This window comes from Vibrio sp. 1F255, assembly GCF_041439145.1.
Lineage (GTDB): Bacteria > Pseudomonadota > Gammaproteobacteria > Enterobacterales > Vibrionaceae > Vibrio > Vibrio crassostreae_C.
Genome location: NZ_JBGONQ010000019.1, coordinates 48,569 through 70,106, shown reverse-complemented (window position 1 = coordinate 70,106; position 21,538 = coordinate 48,569). Strand labels below are relative to the sequence as shown.

General features: G+C 45.2%; 17 protein-coding genes. 7 read left to right on the top strand and 10 right to left on the bottom strand.

Translation table 11 applies throughout. The features are described 5' to 3' along the window. Positions 1-18: 18 nt before the first annotated feature. Positions 19-657 carry an RpiB/LacA/LacB family sugar-phosphate isomerase gene (locus ACED41_RS12220; protein WP_017067927.1) on the bottom strand — a complete coding sequence of 213 codons (639 nt, stop codon included), beginning with the start codon at positions 655-657 and terminating at the stop codon, positions 19-21. Between the two features lie 53 nt (positions 658-710). Next, the gene (gene kduD / locus ACED41_RS12215; protein WP_017067926.1) at positions 711-1,472 is read right to left on the bottom strand and encodes a 2-dehydro-3-deoxy-D-gluconate 5-dehydrogenase KduD; all 762 of its coding nucleotides are present in this window, start codon (positions 1,470-1,472) and stop codon (positions 711-713) included. A 316-nt stretch (positions 1,473-1,788) separates the two neighbouring features. Between kduD and ACED41_RS12210 the strand changes: the two genes are divergently transcribed. Together ACED41_RS12210 and ACED41_RS12205 are read left to right on the top strand one after the other, a co-directional pair. Next, positions 1,789-3,120 (top strand): MFS transporter, encoded by a 1,332-nt coding sequence (locus ACED41_RS12210; protein WP_371725037.1) that lies wholly within the window; start codon positions 1,789-1,791, stop codon positions 3,118-3,120. Positions 3,121-3,263: 143 nt separating this feature from the next. Continuing rightward, on the top strand, positions 3,264-4,145 hold the full coding sequence (locus ACED41_RS12205; protein ID WP_229647398.1) for a DMT family transporter: 882 nt from the start codon (positions 3,264-3,266) through the stop codon (positions 4,143-4,145). Here the strand turns inward: ACED41_RS12205 and ACED41_RS12200 are convergent. Then, complete coding sequence (locus ACED41_RS12200; protein WP_371725036.1) at positions 4,114-5,322, bottom strand: GGDEF domain-containing protein; 1,209 nt, start codon at positions 5,320-5,322, stop codon at positions 4,114-4,116. The two genes, ACED41_RS12205 and ACED41_RS12200, sit on opposite strands and share 32 nt — an antisense overlap. A 319-nt stretch (positions 5,323-5,641) precedes the next feature. Between ACED41_RS12200 and ACED41_RS12195 the strand changes: the two genes are divergently transcribed. From ACED41_RS12195 to ACED41_RS12185, 3 genes are all read left to right on the top strand, one after another. After that, positions 5,642-6,430 (top strand): phytanoyl-CoA dioxygenase family protein, encoded by a 789-nt coding sequence (locus ACED41_RS12195; protein WP_017059991.1) that lies wholly within the window; start codon positions 5,642-5,644, stop codon positions 6,428-6,430. A gap of 20 nt (positions 6,431-6,450) precedes the next feature. Continuing rightward, a complete protein-coding gene (locus tag ACED41_RS12190; protein ID WP_017059992.1) occupies positions 6,451-7,440 on the top strand; it encodes a zinc-dependent alcohol dehydrogenase family protein in 990 nt (329 codons plus the stop codon). Positions 7,441-7,741: 301 nt separating this feature from the next. Next, positions 7,742-9,646 carry a bifunctional UDP-sugar hydrolase/5'-nucleotidase gene (locus ACED41_RS12185; RefSeq protein WP_029235902.1) on the top strand — a complete coding sequence of 635 codons (1,905 nt, stop codon included), beginning with the start codon at positions 7,742-7,744 and terminating at the stop codon, positions 9,644-9,646. 259 nt (positions 9,647-9,905) lie between these two features. On the opposite strand, the gene ACED41_RS12180 is transcribed toward ACED41_RS12185, so the two are convergent. The 7 genes from ACED41_RS12180 to ACED41_RS12150 form a co-directional block, all read right to left on the bottom strand. After that, a complete protein-coding gene (locus ACED41_RS12180) occupies positions 9,906-11,054 on the bottom strand; it encodes an iron-containing alcohol dehydrogenase (RefSeq protein WP_017059994.1) in 1,149 nt (382 codons plus the stop codon). Positions 11,055-11,100: 46 nt separating this feature from the next. Further along, positions 11,101-11,748 (bottom strand): L-fuculose-phosphate aldolase, encoded by a 648-nt coding sequence (locus ACED41_RS12175; RefSeq protein ID WP_029236427.1) that lies wholly within the window; start codon positions 11,746-11,748, stop codon positions 11,101-11,103. Positions 11,749-11,766: 18 nt separating this feature from the next. Continuing rightward, complete coding sequence (gene fucU / locus ACED41_RS12170; protein WP_371725035.1) at positions 11,767-12,201, bottom strand: L-fucose mutarotase; 435 nt, start codon at positions 12,199-12,201, stop codon at positions 11,767-11,769. After that, the gene (fucK, locus tag ACED41_RS12165; protein WP_371725034.1) at positions 12,194-13,642 is read right to left on the bottom strand and encodes an L-fuculokinase; all 1,449 of its coding nucleotides are present in this window, start codon (positions 13,640-13,642) and stop codon (positions 12,194-12,196) included. Before fucK ends, fucU begins: the two co-directional genes overlap by 8 nt. Before the next feature lie 59 nt (positions 13,643-13,701). Continuing rightward, on the bottom strand, positions 13,702-15,450 hold the full coding sequence (locus tag ACED41_RS12160) for an L-fucose isomerase (RefSeq protein WP_029236428.1): 1,749 nt from the start codon (positions 15,448-15,450) through the stop codon (positions 13,702-13,704). Between the two features lie 40 nt (positions 15,451-15,490). Beyond that, complete coding sequence (gene fucP, locus ACED41_RS12155; RefSeq protein ID WP_371725033.1) at positions 15,491-16,813, bottom strand: L-fucose:H+ symporter permease; 1,323 nt, start codon at positions 16,811-16,813, stop codon at positions 15,491-15,493. Positions 16,814-16,878: 65 nt separating this feature from the next. Further along, a complete protein-coding gene (locus tag ACED41_RS12150) occupies positions 16,879-17,565 on the bottom strand; it encodes a DeoR/GlpR family DNA-binding transcription regulator (protein WP_371725032.1) in 687 nt (228 codons plus the stop codon). 735 nt (positions 17,566-18,300) lie between these two features. Between ACED41_RS12150 and ACED41_RS12145 the strand changes: the two genes are divergently transcribed. Continuing rightward, a complete protein-coding gene (locus tag ACED41_RS12145) occupies positions 18,301-18,999 on the top strand; it encodes an ABC transporter ATP-binding protein (RefSeq protein ID WP_371725031.1) in 699 nt (232 codons plus the stop codon). Between the two features lie 8 nt (positions 19,000-19,007). Then, positions 19,008-21,530: an FtsX-like permease family protein gene (locus ACED41_RS12140; RefSeq protein ID WP_371725030.1), complete on the top strand. Its 2,523-nt coding sequence runs from the start codon at positions 19,008-19,010 to the stop codon at positions 21,528-21,530. Positions 21,531-21,538 lie beyond the last annotated feature (8 nt).

Below are 21,538 nucleotides of genomic sequence, written 5' to 3'. Positions count from 1 at the left end.
CAGAACTAAACGCTCTAATTAATCTAAAAGTGAACGAACATAATCAGCGATTTCTTGGTTTTGGCAATGCTCAAAGAAGCATTGTTGGAAACGTTCGCTGCCAACCGCTGTTTTCACTAGATCTTGGTCGATGGCTCTCAGAGAATCAATAAAGTTATCTTTTACCACCGCCGCTTTCACTTCATTCAAAATTGCTGCATTACGTTGCTGTGGTTCTGCACGCTCTAGTGGATACCCATTACCACGCTCGCCTGTGAACGCTTTTTCAAAGATATAACGAATGTTGAGTTCACCTGCCCAGCCAAAGCCTTTAGCAAAAGCGAGAGCGAGAGCATTACCGTTGTTAATTTGGTTAAACAAGAAAGCATCTGATGGCTCTAGGCAGTAACCACAAACCACCCCCGGATGCAGGTTCAGTGACATCAAAGCACCTTGGCCAGTGCCACATCCTGTCACAACAAAGTCAACAGCCTTTGAGTTAATCAGAATGCTCGCCATAATACCTAGATGAATATACGTTAAGTGGTGATCGTTCTCGTCTGTCATTCCTAGGTTGAAGACATCGTGACCAAAACCACCAGCAACTGACTCTAGTTCAGCTGATACCATAGCATTTTTGCCTGCTTGACTGTTTTCCATCATTAAAGCGATTTTCATTTATCTTCTCCTGCAAGATTGCTGCAAACTCAAAATTTAGAATAAAAAACTAATTAGCGTGCTAACCAACCACCGTCAACAGCAATGGTATAGCCATTAATGTAATCCGATGCTGATGATGCTAAGAACACACAAGGACCTGCGATATCTTGCGGTTTACCCCAACGTTCAGCCGGAATACGCTCAAGAATCGCTTGATTACGCTCAGCATCTTCACGCAGAGCTTGAGTATTGTTCGTTTCCATATAACCGGGGGCTATCGCATTCACGTTGATATTATCGCGCGCCCATTCGTTCGCCATCGCACGTGTCACGCCCATCACAGCACTTTTTGAAGCCGTATAAGAAGGAACTCGAATGCCACCTTGGAATGAGAGCATCGATGCAATGTTAATGATCTTTCCGCCAGTACCTTGAGCCTTAAATTGCTTTGCAACAGCCTGAGACATAAAGAACACCGTCTTGGTGTTCACGTTCATTACGTCATCCCAATCTTGCTCTGAGAACTCAATAGCATCTTGGCGGCGAATAATTCCTGCATTGTTCACGAGAATGTCGACTTGGCCAAACTCAGCCAAAGTGCGCTCTATAACCCCTGGAATGCACGCTTGCTCGAGAAGATCAGCACTCACGTTTAGGAACGAATGACCTGCTGCACTCATTTTCTCAATAGTCTCTTCAGGCTCTGTTCGGTTAACACCGACAACCTTACAACCGGCTTCCGCTAGGCCTAATGCAATACCTTGCCCAAGCCCCGTGTTACAGCCCGTCACTATCGCTACTTTACCTTCCAGACTGAATGACTCTAAGATCATGCTCGCTTCCTCAATTACATTGGATTCATTGCGTATCGTTATTACCAATAATTAAATCATACAATAAGATGTAAATACGAGAGCGACGTTGTAGAAGTTCGATCTTGCACCAAAATCAGTCGAACAAGTGAAACGGCACCACAAACTAAATGAATAGGGGAAAGTGATTTGAAGACGAGAAACCTATAACCCACCATGAACCATGCTCTCGAAGATCACCCAAACCAGATATTGTAGGGATTTGACAACAATTCATGATTTAAAAGAGTAAAAGGGTTATACATAATAATGTGTTATCTAAATTACTGAAATTATCATGACGCTCAAAGAGATCCTTAAAATTCCCAATGTCCGCTACTTCTTAATGTTTAGAAGCAGCTACTTTGCGCGTTTTTACTACCCTATATTCACCCTACTTTATTTAGATTACGGGTTAACCCTGTCTCAATTCGCGATGCTCAATGTAGTTTGGGCGGCCACCATTGTGCTTGCTGAAGTACCGTCGGGTGCATTCGCCGATACCTTAGGCCGCAAGAAACTGGTGGTGCTGTCTTCGATTGTGATGTTTGTTGAGATCGCCATGATAGCGCTCGTACCAACCGGAAACCCCGACTTGGTGTTCATTGTTTTTCTGATTAACCGGATTCTCAGTGGCTTAGCGATGGCACTGGCCAGCGGTGCTGACGAGGCATTGGCTTACGACACCTTAAAAGAACAAGGCAATGAAGAGTTGTGGCCTCGAGTGCTGCAAATCCAGCTTCGTGTCGCCTCAACGGTCGGTATCTTTGTCACACTAATTGGTGCGGCGATGTACGACGTGAATTTTATGACGAACATCTTTCATTTCCTTGGACTAGCCGAACCAGAAAGCACCAAAGATCTGATGCGTATTCCTGTGTTCGCCACCCTATTTGTAGCGATGATCGCTATCTATGCCGCGATTAATATGCGCGAAGAGAAAAAGCTGATGCCAAGCGACCAAACCAAATTGGCAACCACCATCTCAAGTCTTAAATTGACGATCGATGCAGGTAAATGGGTATTCGCTACGCCTTACGTGCTGTTCATCTTGCTCTACTACAGCCTATTCGAACACACCTCACGCATGTTCCTAACCATGAACAGCCAATACTATCTGGCCATTGATATTCCAATTATCTACTTTGGTTTTATTGGTGCGGGTATCAGCTTGCTTAAGATTATATTGGCAGGACAAAGCCGAAGATTAGCAGAGAGTATGGAGGCTAAAACCTTCATTGTGGTTATGGGATTGGCAAGCATGGCGACTTATTACTGGATCAGTTTAGGTTGGTCGATTTACGGAGTCATTCCGGCACTAGTATTAATCTTTATCATCATGACGATGAACATTTTCATCAGCTACCACCTGAATAAAAAAACCGAATCACACAACAGAGCCACCGTTCTTAGTTTCAAAGGTTTGATGTTTAACCTCGGATACGGTCTGATCGGTATCTTGTACGCTTACTACTATAAGTTGGTGTCTCAGGGCTTCACCGAACAAGAAATAGAACAGAACCTTGCCTTCTTGGCCTCACTGTCTTCGTTTTTCTATTACTTCACCTTACTGTTCATTTCGATCAGCGCGCTGTTCTATTTCAAAAACAAGAAACAGCCGATCTTCTGAAGAAAGCATCGAACTGTTGAAGATATCTCTACTGCCGAATAGAGAATAAAGGTGAGCCTGTGGCTATAAACAGATAATGACACTTCTTATCAAGTGATTTTTTGTTAGTATCACCACCAAATTACATAACACATGGACGCGTCATGTCTTTTAGTTGGATAGCCTTTACTCTCCTTGCCGCCTTTAGCCAATCTTGGCGCAATGCCTTTCAAAGTAAATTAAGTGGCACCATGAGCGTGGCTGGCGTAACGTTAGCGCGATTTATTTGGGCTAGCCCTATCGCCCTTATTTACCTCTGCGCCCTCTATCAATGGCAGCCCGTATCCGCACCGGATTTTTCGGGTGAGTTTGTTTTCTATATTGTTGCTGCCGCCATCATGCAGATCCTCGCGACCGGCTTAATGGTGATGCTGTTCAAGCTCGAAAACTATGCGATAGGCGCAGGCTTAGCCAAGTGTGAAGCCCCCGTGTCTGCGGTGCTATCCGTATTGTTTTTTGGTACTGCTTTGACACTAACAGGTTGGGTCGGCGTACTTATTGGTACTTTAGGCGTGCTAATCATGAGTAGCGCTTCTGGCTGGCGAAGCTTGTCCCCGAAAGTGTTCTTATTAGGTATGGCGTGTAGCACCGCCTTTGCTTTAACGTCTCTTTGGGTACGGGAAGCAAGTTTGAGCATAGGGTTGCCCTTCCCTCATAGCGCTGCTTGGGTGCTGTTCCTCGTCATTTCCCTTCAGACAGTGATTATCTGTACGTATCTCTTTTTCAGAGAACGCGACACGCTGCGCCTGATATTCAAGAAGTCGAAACTGGTCGTAATGACAAGCCTAGCGAGTGTTATCGGTTCTCTGGGTTGGTTTAGCGCAATGTCACTTCAAGCCGTTCCGTACGTAAAGACGCTTGGGCAAGTCGAAGTGATCTTCATGGTGTTGATATCCTACTTCTGGTTAGGACAAAGCATCGCACGCAAAGACATTCTTGCACTCATCTTACTCTCTATTGCAGCGGTATTGGTGATGTGGCAGTGACGATCTCGTTAATATGACTAGGACAAATTGAAGTCATATTGCGACCGTTTGTTTTCGCTTGATATAACGCTTTGTCGGCTCGAGTAATAAACCCATCCCAATTCTCATCTGGGTGAAGCTGAGCGACACCGAAACTCGACGTCAGAAACATCTCATTCCCTTGTACGGCTGAGATCTCTGAAATAGATAATCGCAGCTTACAAGCAATAGCCTGTGCTTGTAGGAAATTAACATTGGGCAATAAAATCATTATCTCGTCTCCGCCAAAACGAAACGCACTGGCTGTTGGCGATGTTTTGATTGCACTTTGAACCATTTCAGCAAAAGACTTGATCACGAGATCACCCACAATGTGTCCGTGTTGGTCATTGATCGACTTAAAGTTATCAATATCCATCATAATGGCACTAACAGGTGCAGTCCCCGCCTGCTTCATGACGACTGGAACCATTTCATCTAAAGCTCTGCGGTTTCCAAGTGCCGTTAAAGGGTCGCTGTAAGACAGGTCATGAATAGACCTAAGCAACCTTGCATTAATCAACCAGAGCATTGTAAAGCTCATCGACACAATAAGAACGATGCTCACTAAAAAGGCAAGTTGATGAATGAGAGTGGCCACCATGAAATCCTGGAGCTCAGCGGAAAATAGTGTCACCACAACTCGAAAAACCATAAACCCGCCATATATCGTAAATGACAAGGCCATCATCCGAGTTGCTAGGGTCAAGTCATCACGCCGGCCCTTTAATACCGCAAAGGCAGTGCAAAGAGTCACAAAAGCCAGATATAAACTAATGAGGATAATTCGAGCCTTTATGGAAGGCTCATAGAACGTGATGTAAATAAAACATGGCAAAAGAGCCAACATCATTAGACTACTGAGGTAGGTGCATTTGAGAGAGTATTCTCGAAACAGACATAAGCTATACAAGGCGAGATGAAAACCAAGCGCAATGACCATATTGGCACCAATAACGGTGACCCAATCAGGGAACTCCCCTCTTAGGCTCAACATCAACGGCCCAGTTCCGATAACAAATATTGAAATGGAAAAGATTGAAAGCCCTTTAATGGACTGTTGAGTGAATTGAAATAACAACAAGCCAATACAGTAAATGAAAGAGAACAAAATAATAATAAAATTAAGTGTTCTCATATCCAGCGAAAAACCATCCATGATTTTCTATCTTCCATACGCAACCAAATTTCAACATGGTCAATAATCATGCAAACCACAAAAACATTCACCATGTGAATCTTTTTATTTTATAAAAAAAGGGGGTAGATCACATATGCGGAGATTTTTATCGCATGAGTCCATGATATGGATAGGCATGTAACACTCGCCCCCATAGAGTTTTATCGCATCACTGAATCTACAGGCTTCTGCACTCGTTACTTGGTTGAATGACGACTGTCTGGCATTATGCGCCCAAGAAATCTCTAGGGCTGTTGACCTTAGTTATTATACAGCAAAGAATGAACGAAGGTAGTCAGTGGTAGAAAACAGCCAACAATTAAGTGACCGTTACGACGAACATGGTTACTTTGTTATCAGAAATTATTTCAATGAAGCTCAAATTGCATCGCTTAGAAAAGTCGTGCTGAAATTTCATGAATCATGGAAAGCAGACAACGAAGAATTCTATAAAGAAGAAGCATTTAACTCGTCTTTAATTACGGGAAGCGAGTATTTGCCTGCCGACGATAGAAGCGTGCTTTTCGACTTCATAAGCTCGAAACAAGTGATGGATGTGGTTGATGCGGTGATTCCGAACAAGCCGGCATTCATGAATACACAGCTGTTCTTCAACCCAGTAAACCCGCAGCAAAAAGACTTCTGGCATCGCGACTGTCAATACGACTACGACATTGATGACCAGATGAAAGTCATCATGGAAACCCAAGTATTGCATCTGCGAGTGCCCCTTTTTGATGAGCCCGGCATGGAACTTATCCCCGGCACGCACAAACGTTGGGATAACGAAGAAGAGTACAATGTTCGCCAAGAAGAAAACGGCAAAGTGAGCAGCGATGACATCTCTGGTGGTAAGCAGATACCGTTAGCCGCAGGTGACTTATTGGTGTTTTCAGCGGATATGATCCACCGAGGCCGATATGGCTTGGATCGTTTGGCTTTGGATATTTTGATCTTCGATTCGGCGGCAGACTATGTCGACTACGTTGATGACGACTGTTTACCGACGCCAGCTATGTTAAGCAATATTAGCGACCCAAGGTTGTTTATGAACACGCTACACTTAAAATCAATGCAGTACTCATAATCCATAAAGGTGCCCAAACTATGACTGACACTAAGCAAAATACCCGAATTAGCCAGTTCCGTTTCGGTCAGCCAAAAGAATCTCTCAAGTTAGAACATGTCGCTTTAGGGGTACTAGACAAAGATAAAGTTCGCGTACAAATTGAAGCGACTAACATCAACCCTAGTGATCTGTTGTCGATTTATGGTGTGGGCCAATACAAACATAGCCATCAGCCGCCGAGAGTACCGGGATTTGAAGCGGTAGGAAGGATTGTAGAATCCAGCAGTGCTGAGTTTATAGTGAATCAACGAGTGCTTGTGGCAACCAGTGGAACATGGCAGAACTATGTCGATGTATCACCAGATGATCTGTTCCAAATTCCTCAACATTTAGACAATGGCTACGCCTGTCAGTTGTACATTAATGCGCTAACCGCATGGGTGCTAACGACAGAAATAGCCAAGCTGACCCAAGAGGATGTGTTGATCATCAACGCGGGCAGTTCAGCCATCGGTAAGATCTTCTCCCAGTTATCAGCATCACTCGGCTTCAACATCATTGTCGTTACATCACAGCAGACACAATACCCTGCCACTTCCTGTTGGGTGATAGATGCGAACGCTGATCTAGTTTCTCAAATTAAGGCATTAGGCTTGCCTATGCCAACCGTTGCCTTTGATGCGATTGGCGGCTCACCCGGAACCGATCTTGTTCACACCCTTGGCAACAACGGGCGCTTTATCAACTATGGGACGCTGTCGTTGGATTTTTACGAGCCACGCTTCTTTGAGTACGCGAAAAACCAACACATCGATTTCAGCACCTTCTTCTTGCGTTATTGGGAGGAAGCAGAAGGTAAAGATGTTCGCCGTGATAAGTTCACGACCATGCTAGATCACTTCATCACAAACGACATTCAGCTCGACGTTGACCGCTATCTACCATTCGATGAAGTGCAAACCGCGATTGATCTCATTGAATCGAAAACCACACGCCTAGAGGGCAAGATCATCTTACTGCCACAGTAAGTGAGAGTTGGACGATATATACCTTGTTTATTTCAACAGGCAAGACGTTCAACAGCTTACAAGCGTGCTTGTTAATACACCATCGCTTAGGAAGTTTGATTAAAGAAATCGAAGATTGAAAAGATAGCGAAGAGTTGTGGTGCATTTCTCCATAACTTAAGTGGTTACGAGATGGTCATGAATCACATTTATTTGAAACATCAATTAGTTATATCATTAGAAATATGATACTGATCACCCATAAGATAACCTCGATTCTATATGGTAGCGTCATACTTAAAACCACGATGTGAACATACTTATGAAAAGACACATACTATCAAGCGCCATCCTACTCTCTCTAGCCTTTCCCACCTTTGCAGCTGATGGCGATATACACGATGTCACGATACTGGGTACTTCAGATATCCACGGTCATTTTATGGCGTGGGATTACGCGGCAGATAAACTCAACACTCGTGGTAGCTTGAGCCAAATCGCGACCAAAGTTGGTGAGATCCGCAAAGAGCAATCTAACATTATCCTTGTCGACGCTGGCGATACCATCCAAGGCAACTTCGTAGAAACCTTCAAAGACGAGCCCGTTGATCCAATGATGCTTGGCTTTAATCACATGAAATACGATGTGTGGGTTTTAGGTAACCACGAATTCGACTTTGGCCTCAAAACCCTCAACAGGGCCGTTACCCAATTTAAAGGGCAGTCTCTCGGTGGCAACATCAAGAACAAAAACGGAAACCCATTCCTGCCTGGTTACACCATCCTAGAACGCGGTGGCATTAAGATCGGCGTGATCGGAATGGATACCCCAATGACGGAGGTCTTTGCGCAAGGTACCAACCGTTTAGAAGGCGTCACTTTCACTAATCCAACCTTGGAAGTGAAGAAAATCGTCAAAGAGATTGATGATAAAGTGGATGCCATCATATTGGTTGCCCATATGGGAATTGAGAACGAGAATGACATTGCCGACACCGGTGTCACCGACATTGCCAATGCAAACCCAGAGCTTGATGCCATCGTCGCTGGCCACATGCACACTCGCATCGATAAAGCCGTTGTAAATGGCGTTATTATTACTGAACCCGACAGATATGGCCGCGCCCTATCTCGTATCGATCTTCAATTTGAAGAGCGCGATGGCACATTCACTCTCGTCAACAAAGACAGCTTCACCTATAAAATTAAAGGTATCGACTCTGATGAGAATATGGACGAGTTATACCAGCCTTACCACAAACAACTCCGAGAAATGGCGAACAGACCTGTCGCTCAACTTACCGGCGTTGATTTAGTCCCAGAAAACGAAATCCGCGGTATCCCTCAAGTCCATGTTCAAGACACAGGCATCAGTGCGCTATTCCAAGAAGCGAGCTTCTTCTATGCACCCAAAGCCAATGTCATTGCACTTCAAATAGACAACGACAATGCAGAGCTCGATGTTGGCCCAATCAAAGCCAAAGACATCGCGTACAACTACCAATACGCAGGTGGCGAAATCACTGTCTATCAGATGACAGGCAAAGAGCTGAGAACCTACATGGAATGGTCTGCAGGCTACTTCAACTCAGTACAACCTGGCGATGTGACCTACAGCTTTAACCCTGAACGTAGAGCTTCAAAATATTCGACCAATGACTTCTTCGCGGGCGTGACTTATACCATCGACCTCACTCAACCTGCAGGTACCCGCATCACCAACCTCGCGTTTGCAGATGGCACTCCGGTTACAGATCAAACAGAAATCCGTATTGGTATGAATAGCTATCGAATGGGTCATCTAACCAAGAAAGGCGGCGTGCTAGAAGGCGAATCGTTCCCTGTACTTTTTGATACGGAAGCAGAGTATGGAGAAGAAGCAGGCACAATCCGTAATATGACCATCAAATATCTTAAAGAAGAAAGGAACGGTCAGTATGAAGGTAAACCTCAACAACGATGGGCACTTTCTGGTTTAGAAAGCCGTTATAATGAACAACGAGAGATAGTGAAGTCATTGATTAATGATGAAACCATATCAATCCCGACCAGTGACGATGGCCGCTACACAAACATCGCTTCTATCAACGTAAAAGAACTGATGTTCAAATCTGACGAAGCGAAACAAGCTGCCATAACCACACGCGAAAAGAAACTGGCGCAAGCAACTGAGCAAGAGAGTAAGCAGATCAAACGCGAAATCACTCTGATTGAAGCGCTCAATTAATCCCTGACCTCAAACCAATAACGACTTAACGACGCTTAGAGCGTGGTTAGGTCGTTTTTGTTCCCATTTTCCAACACCACATCTGTACTGAATAAAACGGTTAATATTGGATGAATGATCTGCAAAGGCCAACTCATAGTTGGACAAAATCTTCTCAGCGAGTTTCCTAAATTAGTGATTTATGAATCACTTCAAGTATTGCAAACCTCCAATCAAGTGGCCAAATTCACTCAGCCACTACAGTACCACTACACGGTTGCTATAACGCCAACTCGTAAAGGTGATAAACGTCTTCACTGGTCAACGTTCTTGGGTTGCCTCCCATACAAACATCATCCATGGCTTTTTGAACCCAACCATCAATATCCGCATGCTTAACCCCAAGATGAGCCAGCCCAGAAGGGATACCCACTTCACGAGACAACGTGCAAATCAGGTCCACCGCTAATAGGGCTGCATTAGTGTCGTCTAACTGAGACGTATCCCCACCCATCGCTTCAGCTACTTCCCTAAACGCACTTGGAATCGTTTGAGCATTGAATGCGCTCACCACAGGCAGCAAGATAGCATTACAAACGCCATGCGCTAGGTTGTGTGTTGCCGAAGGCTGATGTGACAACGCATGAACCGCGCCTAATCCGGCTGAGTTGAACGACATCCCCGCTAAAAATTGCGCATCAGCAAGTGCCGACCGAGCTTCTATGTTCGCTCCATCCTTTACTGCCATAGGCAGCCATTTGGCAATTAGCTTAACCGCCTCGAGTGCGGTCGGAAGTGTTAAACGATGGGCGCCAGGAGTCACAACCGACTCAATGGCATGGGTCAGCGCATCCATACCCGTTGCAGCGGTAACAGAGGCAGGCAAACCAACCATCAATGATGGGTCGTTAACCGCAACATCTGGAATCTGTTTGGTGTCGACGATCACCATCTTAACGAGATTCTTCTCATCGGTAATCACCGAATTGGACGTCATCTCCGCCGCTGTTCCCGCCGTTGTATTAATAGCAATAAAGAACGCACCGCTATTCTTAACCAGGCCGACCCCATTATAATCGGTGATTTCGCCTTCATTTGATGTGACAATACGAATCGCTTTCGCACAATCAATAGGGCTACCGCCACCAACCGCAATCAAACAATCGCACCCGCTCTGTTGGTAAAACTCAGCACCTTGATTAACCAAACTAACGGTCGGGTTAGGGGTGACCTTATCAAAGGTGACATAATCGAACCCTTTATCATCGAGTGCACAATAAAGAGAATCTAATATCCCCAATTCAATAAGGTTTTTATCTGTCACTATCATTGCTTTTTTTACGGGTCGACAGTCCAACACTGCAACAGATTCTGCCACCGCACCTACGCCGGATAATGATAGTTTTGGTAAATTTAATGCAAACACCATAGTCATTCCTTTACGGTAAGAGCCCGACGGATCGGGCCGATATCAATTACTTCTCAACTCGCAATCCATACGTCTTGAACTTATCGAGTACATGATCCATCTCTTGGTTTGGAAGCACTGGAACGTCTGGCTGAATCGCTGCACACTTGAGATAAAGCTCAGCCAATACCTCGGTTTCATGTGCTAACCACAATGCTTTCTTCAGATTTTCACCAACGGTGATCATGCCATGATGTTGAAGAAGAATAGATTTACTTTGACGAATGCCAGCATCTACATAATCAGCCAACTTAGGAGAGCCAAAGGTAGCATAAGGTACACAAGGTATTTCTGCCGCGCCCGATGCTGCAACCATATAGTGGATCGCCTGGATTGGACGATTGAGTATAGACACTGCTGTCGCGTTAATGGCGTGGTTGTGAACAACGGCATGGCAATCCTCTCTCGCTTGGTAGCAGGTTAGGTGGAAAGCCCATTCGCTTGATGGAATTTTGCCTTCCTCAAATTCTCCGGATTCGCTTACAAAAACGATCTTTTCCGGTGTCAGATTCTCATATTCAATACCCGTTGGAGTGATCAATAAACCACCTTCATAGCGCACCGAGACATTACCTGCGGTGCCTTGGTTTAATCCCAGCTTAGTCATCTCTAAGCATGTATCGATAATGTCTTGTGCTAGTTCATTTCTTGTTATTGTCATCGTATTACTTCCTTAAGCTGGCGTTACGCCTTTCTTTAAAATGATGTTTCCGTATTTAGCGGTTTCGCCCGTCAGTACAACTGCAAAGCATTTTTCGGCGCGGTCGTAAAAATCAAAACGACCCATGTGTTCTAATGCAGGCTTGTCTTTCGTGGTCTTTGTGATTGCCGCCATGTATTTCGATTCAACTGTTGGGTCGAGCTGGTCACCCTCTACTGCTTGCATCATGATCAGCGGGCTTTGGCAGTACACGTCGAGCTCAAATAGCGGTATTGTGCCCTCTAACAGCGTATCGATATTCACGCCATCGGCTCTTAGCACCACATGCGATCCAAACGTCTCCGCAGGAAAATGGGCGTCGGCAAACAGAATTTCATCGCCATGCCCCATTCGACTTAATACGGCAAGCAGTTCTGGGCTTATTGCCGGATGGATTCCTTTAAGCATTGTGTATTTCCTCCAATAACTGGGCGTATTGTTCACGGCTCTCAGACGGGGTGATGACTTGGTAAGCAGGCTTCATATTTTCTTGGGCATGATTGGCATCAATAAATACCCCAGCCCCTGCAAAGGCATACATCGCTGCCCCCGTCACTGTGGCTTCAGGCTGTTCAACCACATGGATAGGGATGCCAACAACGTCAGCTCTTATTTGGTTCCACAGTCTATTTTTAGACCCACCACCCACCACTATTAAACACTCGGTATTTAAGCGACAAGTCGTGGAAAGATAGTGCAGACTGCTCTTGAGTTTGAAGGCCAGTCCTTCTAGAGCGGCGCGGTATATCTCGCCCCTTGTGGCATTAATGGACAGGCCAGTAATCGCACCATTTCCTTTACCGTCACCACCAAGTAAAAAGGATGGATCGAACCTAACGCCATTTGCACCGATAGGGGCCGCTTCCCCTTCCGAAACCATCACCGCGTATTTACTGCTGCTCTCGGCAATATCCGTAAAGTAGGTGTTGGCGACCCATTCCATTACTGCACTAGAGAGCCATTGGATTGCTGGGTTAAACAAATCATTTTTAGCATCAAGCTCTGTTGTCATGCCCTCTTTGAGATAGTCAGGTTTTAACTGAGGACGTGGCGAACGAGCCATCAAGATCTCCCAAGTCCCTGAGCTTAAGAAAGACTGATTCTCTTTGGCACCAGAGCCGAACAAAGCAAACTGAGTGTCGTGACCTGCTGAAATCACTGGAACTCTGTTTGGAATGCCAAGCAGGAAGGCGACATCGTCTTTTAAACAACTCACTATTTCGCCCGCTTCAACCATGGGAGGAAAGTGCGCCTTCGTCAGCTCTAGGTACTGTAATACCCCTTCATTCCAGTCACCGCTGTCTAGGTCCGTCATCATCGACGTGCCAGCCATCGTTCGATCGGTTGTTAATTCGCCCGTCAGCTTTTGTGTCAACATCGACGAAATAAACACCCACTTATCCATATTGCTATAGACTTTTGGTTCGTTGTCTTTCAACCACTTAAGCTTGAATAAGGTATTGAACGAATAATCCCCGATGCCGTTGGTCAAATACAGTTCATCGCGGTCAATATCTTGCGAGATCTGGCTCATCACAGGCGCGGTACGAGCACATTTCCAAGAAATAATGGGATAGATCTGCTTTCCATCTTTATCGAAGGGCGCCCCGTCCACTCCAAAGGTAGTGACAGAAACGGCAACAATATCCGTCGAATTAATTTGAGCCGTTACCTGCTTTGAACACTCAACAAGCTTTTTCCAAATCTGTTGAAAATCCCAAACATGTTTAGTGCCATTCTGTAGCGTTTCATTAGCAATATAGTGCGACGCAACAATTTCACCTTGCTGGTTAATCGCAATAGAGCGGACGTTGGTGGCTCCGCAATCAAGAATAATAGCAATCGACATAACTCACCCCTTTAAGGCCTACCCCAAGTTGGGGCAGGCAAAATTAGTTACCTATTGAATTACTTATAGATAGGGCCGAAGTTCTGACAAGCGCGATAGTCCTGTCCCTCAACATCCTGACCAAATGCAGACCAAGTATGCGGACGAAAGATGTCTTGGCTATCCACGTTATGCATCGATACCGGAATACGCAGCATTGCAGCGAGAGAGATTAAATCGCCGCCAACGTGGCCTGAAGTGATAACACAGTGGTTAGCGCCCCAGTTTGCCATAACGTCATAAACCGATTTAAATGCGCCTTGGCCAGTCAAGCGAGGGACGAACCAGGTCGTTGGCCAAGTCGCGTTAGTGCGCTCATTTAGGGTATTATGAACATCTTCTGGCAGTTCGATAGAGTGCCCCTCAGCAATTTGCAGCACTGGACCAATACCCGAGATAATGTTGATTCGATGCATAGTAAATGGCATGCCACCTTCAGTTAGGAACTGAGACGAGAAGCCGCCCCCACGGAAGTATTCTTCAATGGCTGGGCACCATTTCGTTGCATTTAGAGACGCTTCAACGTCGGCTTGTGTCAGTTCCCAGTGCGGTTTCATCGCCGGCTTACCATCAGCTGTTCTCGCTTTACCTGCCCCATCGAGCGCTGCTGAGCCAGAGTTAACCAGGTGCAAGAAACCGGAATCTGGGCGGGTCCCTGTCACACGCTCTACCGCATCTTCAGACCAGTAGGTACGAACATCATGGAAAACCTGAGCCTCACCCGTCAGTAGCTTACCAAACATCATATTTACGCCGTTCAACGCGTCGTTTTCTGTTGCCACACAGATTGGTTCACGAATGCCGTTCCAATCAAATGAGGAGTTCAAGATGGCCTCTGAAAAATCGCCATTGGGCAAATGATCGGTCCAATGACGCTGACCTTGGAAGCCAGCCAGAATAGCATTGTGTCCTAGCGATTCTTCACCAAAGCCTAGCTCTGCAAGTTTTGGGTTGCCTTGCATCAAATCGCGCATGATCATGGTCATCTTAATGACGGTATCCCAATCCTCTGCTTTACGCTCTTCGGTGAAAGGGGTGCCGTTATAATCTTTACCTTCTTTACACCAGTCTCGTACCCAAGCACGTGCCAGTTCAAACTCTTTCTTGTCATAGACTTCTCGATCCAAACGGCGTTTGATTTCTGTCATATCGACATATTCATTACGCATGCCCAGATACTTCTGGAAGAACTCAGGGTTAACCACAGAGCCCGCGATGCCCATAGATACAGAGCCCATCGAGAGATAAGATTTACCGCGCATTGACGCGACGGCTAAACCTGCACGGCAGAAGCGAAGAATCTTGTCCTGTACGTCACTTGGGATTGACTCGTCTCCTGCGTCTTGCACTTCTTTGCCGTAAATTGAGAATGCCGGTAAACCCACTTGTGAGTGGCCTGCCATCGCGGCGGCTAGGTATACTGCACCTGGACGCTCAGTACCATTGAAACCCCAGATGGCTTTTGGTGTATGCGGGTCCATATCAATGGTTTCTGTGCCATAACACCAACACGGTGTTACTGTCAGTACAAGGCCCACATTTTCACGTTTAAATTTGTCAGCCGTCGCAGCAGATTCTGCTACACCACCAATACAAGAGTCGGCAAGGACACACTCCACTTTCTCTCCGCTAGCATGGCGAATATTCTCTTGAATAAAATGAGCTGCGCGCTGAGCCATTCCCATAGTTTGATCTTCAAGAGATTCGCGTACACCCATTTGACGACCGTCGATGGTAGGACGAATACCGATTTTAACTAACTGTGACATCATTGATGTTCCTTATTATTTCTTTAATTCAGGGGGCAGGTTAATGCTGCCCCTGTGGATAATTCTTTACTTGGTAACCTTTTGCGCCGTAGTACACTAGGTAAACGAAGCCAATGAATGGGATAACAAATGCGGCACCAATGCCTGCTGCATCTGAGATTTGCCCCATGATGGCGGTTAGCAGTGCACCACCCAGGATTGCCATGATTAAGAAGCTTCCACCAAACTTTGAATCAGACCCTAAATCTCTCAGTGATAGCCCAAAAATAGTCGGGAACATCAGAGACATACATGCAGACACACCGACTAGTGCATAAGCTCCTGCTAACCCACCCACTACCATGATTACAGCGACTAAAATCGCAGCGATCGCAGCCAAAGCAGCAAGTAGTTTTTGTGGTTCAATGTGTTTCATCAGCGCGACACAAACCCAGCGCATGACAGAGAAAATCACAATAGATGTCAGTAGGTATGTTGATGCTTCTGCTTCTGTACCGCCGACTTCTTGCATCACGTAACGAATAGTCCATGACCAACAACCAATTTGCGCACCGACATAGAAAAACTGAGCTAACACGCCTTTGGTGAAGTGGCTTCGCTTGACAATACAGCGGTACGCCTGACCAAATGTAGACTCACCGGTAGTACTTGTGTCCTTTGCGGCCGGCATCTTAGTTTTAAGAATCAATAGCCAAATTAAAGCAATAACAACTGCTACGCCCATATAGGGCATCATTACTGCGTACAGTTCGTCAGATTGAATTTTCGCTAGTTCGTCAGCAGCCATGGCCGCACGTTCACTATCCGTTGCAGGGTTTAGTTGCGATAAGATGTAAAATTTGCCAATTAACACCCCAGTGATCGAACCAATAGGGTTACAAGCTTGAGCAATATTTAGACGTCGAGTTGCGGTTTCTTCAGGACCCATCGCTAATATGTATGGGTTGGCACTTGTTTCTAGAATGGAGAGACCGCCAGCTAGAACAAATAATGCCAGCAAGAAAGGTAAATATTCCATTGCTTGCGCGGCGGGATAAAATAGCAGTGCGCCGGTTGCAAACAATCCAAGGCCCAAAAGCACTCCGGCTTTATAACTGTATCGCTGTATGAAAAGCGCAGCGGGAAGAGCCAAACAAAAATAAGCGCCATAGAAAGCCGTTTGTACCAAACCGGATTGCATATCGGTTAAAGTAAATACTTTTCGAAACTGTGCAATAAGTACATCAGTCATGTTATTTGCCAAACCCCACATGGCAAAACAACAACATAGTAGCCAAAAAGCAAATTTAATTTCCTTTGGTATTACCTCTACTTTATTATTCCTCTGTGTTTCAGACGAACTTATATTGAGAGTATCATTCATAAGATATCCTTATTTATTAATTAAATTATTTATTTTTATTTTAAAGTTTATTTTGTTTCACGTTATTACAAATCAGTTATTACTACATCTACCGATTCGTTATCACATATTTTAAGAAGACTTCTTTTTTTGTATTTAGATTTATCGGCAATTAGAATAACTTGATCAGATATATCGATAAAACTTCTTTTTATTTGATAGTTATATTCATTTGAATCCCAAACTCCTGAGTCATAATCAAACCCAACGCAGGAAAAGAAGCAGACGTCCAAAGACATATTAGACAGTGTCTCCACTGCTAGTGGACCATAGAAACTACTGTACTTCTCGGAATAACTGCCACCAGTACAAATTACATTAATATTACTTTTACCTTCAAGGGCAATAACATTCTGAAGAGAATTGGTAATAATAGTGCAACTGATATTTGGAATCTCTCGAGCGAGACACCAACTCGATGAACTTGCGTCTAAACCTATTACCATTTCTTCTTTAATATAATCTAACGCTTTGCTTACCAGTAATTCCTTTTCTTCTATATAGTCCTTAGAACGCGCATGAAAAGAAAGACCTTCATCAATTTCTTGAACACTAATAGCCCCACCATGAACTCTTTTAAGTGCGCCCGATTCATCAAGCTTTTTTAAATCTCGACGAATGGTTTCCACAGAAACATTAAAGGCTTCTGCTATTTCTTCGACGGTTGCACTTCTTTGATCATTTATTAGTTCAACAATTTGTAGGCTTCTCATAATGGTCTCCCGCTTGCTTGATTATTAATTTACCAATGAAAAAATGGCAAAACTGTGACGAAATCGCCATCAAGCCCGTTATTGACCGATTTGTGACTGATATTGTGGACTATTAAACACAAATGCCCGAAACTTATAAAAACAGTCATTCATTAATAAGGAATTATAATTGTTAGAACAGCTTGTAATCACCACTTACATAGATTGAATGATATTGCGAATACTTGCCTATTTAGACCAAAGCGTATAACTCAGGAGAGGGGAGGACACGAAATGTCTGCACAGAGACAGTAATAAGAATCCACCAAGTAAACATGAAACAATGATTAGTTGAACTTGGCTAACTAAAGTGGGTAAAAACAAGAGAATTAATACTCTAAGAAACTTGGGGGCATTAACAAGTTAGAGAAACAGCACTATCCCCCTCCCCCAACACACTTTCATAAAGAAAACCTTTAACACGTTAAACCATGATTTATTGCACTTAAACATGGTCACCAACCATCTGACGAAAAATCCAAAAGCCTCTGAGGTGACTCTAAGCTCCCACAAACACCTGTATTCCTCCTCACACTGATCTATTTCTCTCTTTTCGCAGTACAAGTTATTAATTATTCGATATAAATCGCTTTCTTTTTCAAATTGTTGTCTACAGTTTTATAGAGCTTGTCGCTTCAGTAATTGCCACAAGTAACGACACCTTTTGATGGTAGGTTTTGTTTATAAGGAAAGGAAATGGAAAGCCCAATTGTCACACTCACACATGCCAGCAAAAGCTTTGTTGATGGTAAAGACACTCATAGCGTGTTGGAAAATGTCGACTTCGCTTTGGCAACAGGGGCAAGCGTGGCTTTGACAGGGGCGAGTGGTAGCGGGAAAAGTACTCTGCTGAACATCATTGCGGGGTTTGAACCTCTATCTGGTGGTGAGTTGTGGCTCGATGGCGAGAACTCATTAGATTGGAAAGATCCACAGTGGAGCCGATTCCGCCATCAAAATTTGGGCGTTGTCTTTCAACAGTTCAACTTGTTAACCCCACTCAACGTAAAACAGAACATCGCCTTCCCTCTCCATTTAAATCAACAAAAATGGGGCGACTGGTGCGATTACTTAGTGGAAGCGTTAGGCATCAGTGAATTGCTCGATAGGCATGTATCTGCACTCTCTGGCGGTCAACAACAACGAGTCGCAATAGCGCGTGCGCTAGCCCATAAACCCAAACTATTGCTTGCCGACGAACCCACAGGCAACCTCGACCACAAAGCAGGGTTAGAGGTTATGAAACTGCTGAGTGAAATCACTACACAAGGCAACACTGCCGTGCTTTTGGTTACGCACAGCCCAGAATGCGCCAGCTTTATGCAGACAAAATTGGTGTTAGACGATGGTTGTTTAAGGAACGTAGATCTAACCCCAAGAGCAGCAACGTTGTGAGTCATTCAATGAAGCAAACTGGCTTCGCTCAGAACCAGCTCACACATACCAAACTGACTCTGAATCTATTCGCGGCGCACTATCGTCAATCACCATTGCAAGCCGCAGCGATTCTGATCGGCATTGTGTTAGCGGTCACCTTGTTTGTCGCAGTGCAAGCCATCAACCTCAATGCCAAGCGCAGTTATGCAGAATCGACCGAGCAACTTAGCGCTCAAGCGCAGAACCTTATCATTCCACCAGCAGGGCAAAACTATTTGCCGGAATCGCTCTACTTCAGCTTAAGACAAAGTGGATTAAGCGCTGCGCTACCTGTTATAGAAGGGCGAGTAAGAGACGAGCAAGGTCGACGTTGGTCAGTTCAAGGCAGTGAGCTAATCGCCGCCCTCACTTCAAGAGCTCGCCACGCTCGCATCGACGAAAAAAGCAATACTCAAGCCAAAGAGCCAAACATTTCCCTGTTCGACAATTCCTTACCTTTGCCGCAAGTCTTAGCGGGTGAACCCATTGTGATGATGAGCCAATCACAACACCAGAACTTGGGAGAAGTAGACGCACTCACTTTGGATGAAGTGCTCACTCAAGTGGTAGTGCTACCAGATGAATGGCAGCTAGGTAGCCGAATGTTGATGGATATTGGGTTCGCTCAGCAACTGCTTAACAAACAAGGGCAACTGAGCTACATCGCTATTTTTGACACTAAGAGCAATCCTCAGGATAAATGGCAAAGCCTTATTGGCGAGCAAGGACGATGGATTTCCAACAACCAAAGTACGGATCTGGGTTCAATTACCGATAGCTTTCACCTCAATCTCACCGCCATGAGTCTGTTGGCGTTTTTGGTTGGCCTATTCATCGCTTACAATGGTGTGAAGTACAGTTTACTGAAGCGTAATCGGCTGTTGGTACAAATTCAACAAGCTGGGATTGCGCCAAGCATCGTATTTTCAGCTCTGTTAGTCGAGCTGACTGTTTTAGTCACACTGGGCGCGTCGCTTGGTTTCATTCTCGGCATTCAACTCAGCCATTGGCTACATCCCACCGTCGCAATAACGCTTGAGCAACTTTATGGTGCAACACTGCTTCCCGGCACATGGCAGTGGCAATGGTTAGTGCAGGCACTGCTACTCACGCTAGCCGCAACGCTTGTCGCGTGTTGGCAGCACTTTAAACAGCGAGTGCGACAACCCCTCTCTTCCCATGGCGGTTTCTATCAAGCGCCGGAAACGTCTAACGAAAATCAGCTGTTTGTTATCGGGTCAGTATTAACCATTGTCGCGTTAGCAGGGTTATGGCTGAGCGAACATCATCGCTTCACCATGGCATGGCTCGGTGTGTTAGTGGTGTCGATTCCTTTGTATTTGCCCAAAACACTCAGCGTGCTAGCGAACTGGAGCGAAAAACGTACCCAATCGGGGTTAATACAATATCTGTTCGCTGAGCTGCGTGAACTTATCTCCCCTCTCTCACTTGCCATGATGGCGTTGCTTCTCGCCGTCACCGCTAACATGGGAATGAATACCTTAGTCGGCAGCTTTGAATCCACGTTAAAGCAATGGCTTGAACAGCGCTTACATGCCGATATTTACGTTAGCCCTGCCCAAGGTGAAATCGCGAATGTGGAACGTGCGTTAGAGCAGTTTGAAAATGTTGAAACCGTTTATAAGCAATATTATGTCGACGATAACTTGCAGGGCTTACCTACTTTGCTCGGCACCAAAGACAAAGACACACTTGAGCAAACCATGGTATTTCAATCCCACCTTGATGATTTCTGGACGCGCTTTTACCAAGGTGAATTAGTTGCGATCAGCGAACCTACGGCAGTGAAGCTCGGCTTGTCCCTTGGAAGCCAACTCAAGCTCGACGCGATCCAAGACAAAACACTCATCGTCGGGGCGATTTTCCACGATTATGGCTCACCGAATGGCGAAGTGTTACTTGCACCTAATTTTTGGTTCGAAAACGGATTTACTGACTTACCCACCAGCTTGGGAATCAAAGTCTCTGGCGACCCACAAGTGGTGTACGAACAGCTACGCCAACAACTCAATCTGCACCCAAGTCAGCTTTACGATCAAGCACAGATCAAATCGATCGCTTTAGATATCTTCTCACAAACCTTTGCTATCACTCGGGCGCTTAATGGCGTCACTTTAATGGTGGCGGTGATTGGGTTGTTCTGCGCCTGTTTCATGTTGCTCGATGCACGCAAAGCCGCCATTGCAAGGCTGTATGCGCTCGGTGTTAGTCAGAAAAAATTGATGGCGATGGTGGTCGGGCAAATCGTTGTTCTGGTCGCCTTCACTCTGGTTATCGCTTTACCACTCGGCGCTATGGTCGGTTATGTGTTGACGGACATCGTTACCCTACGCGCCTTTGGTTGGAGCTTAAATTACGTATGGAATTGGAGTGATGCACTCAGCATCGCAACCATCACCATTTTAGTGGCAGTGATTGCGACCTTGATTCCACTGTGGCGTTTGGTCAGCAAACCCGTGGTATCCAGTTTACAGAGTGAGGTGTTGTGATGAATCGA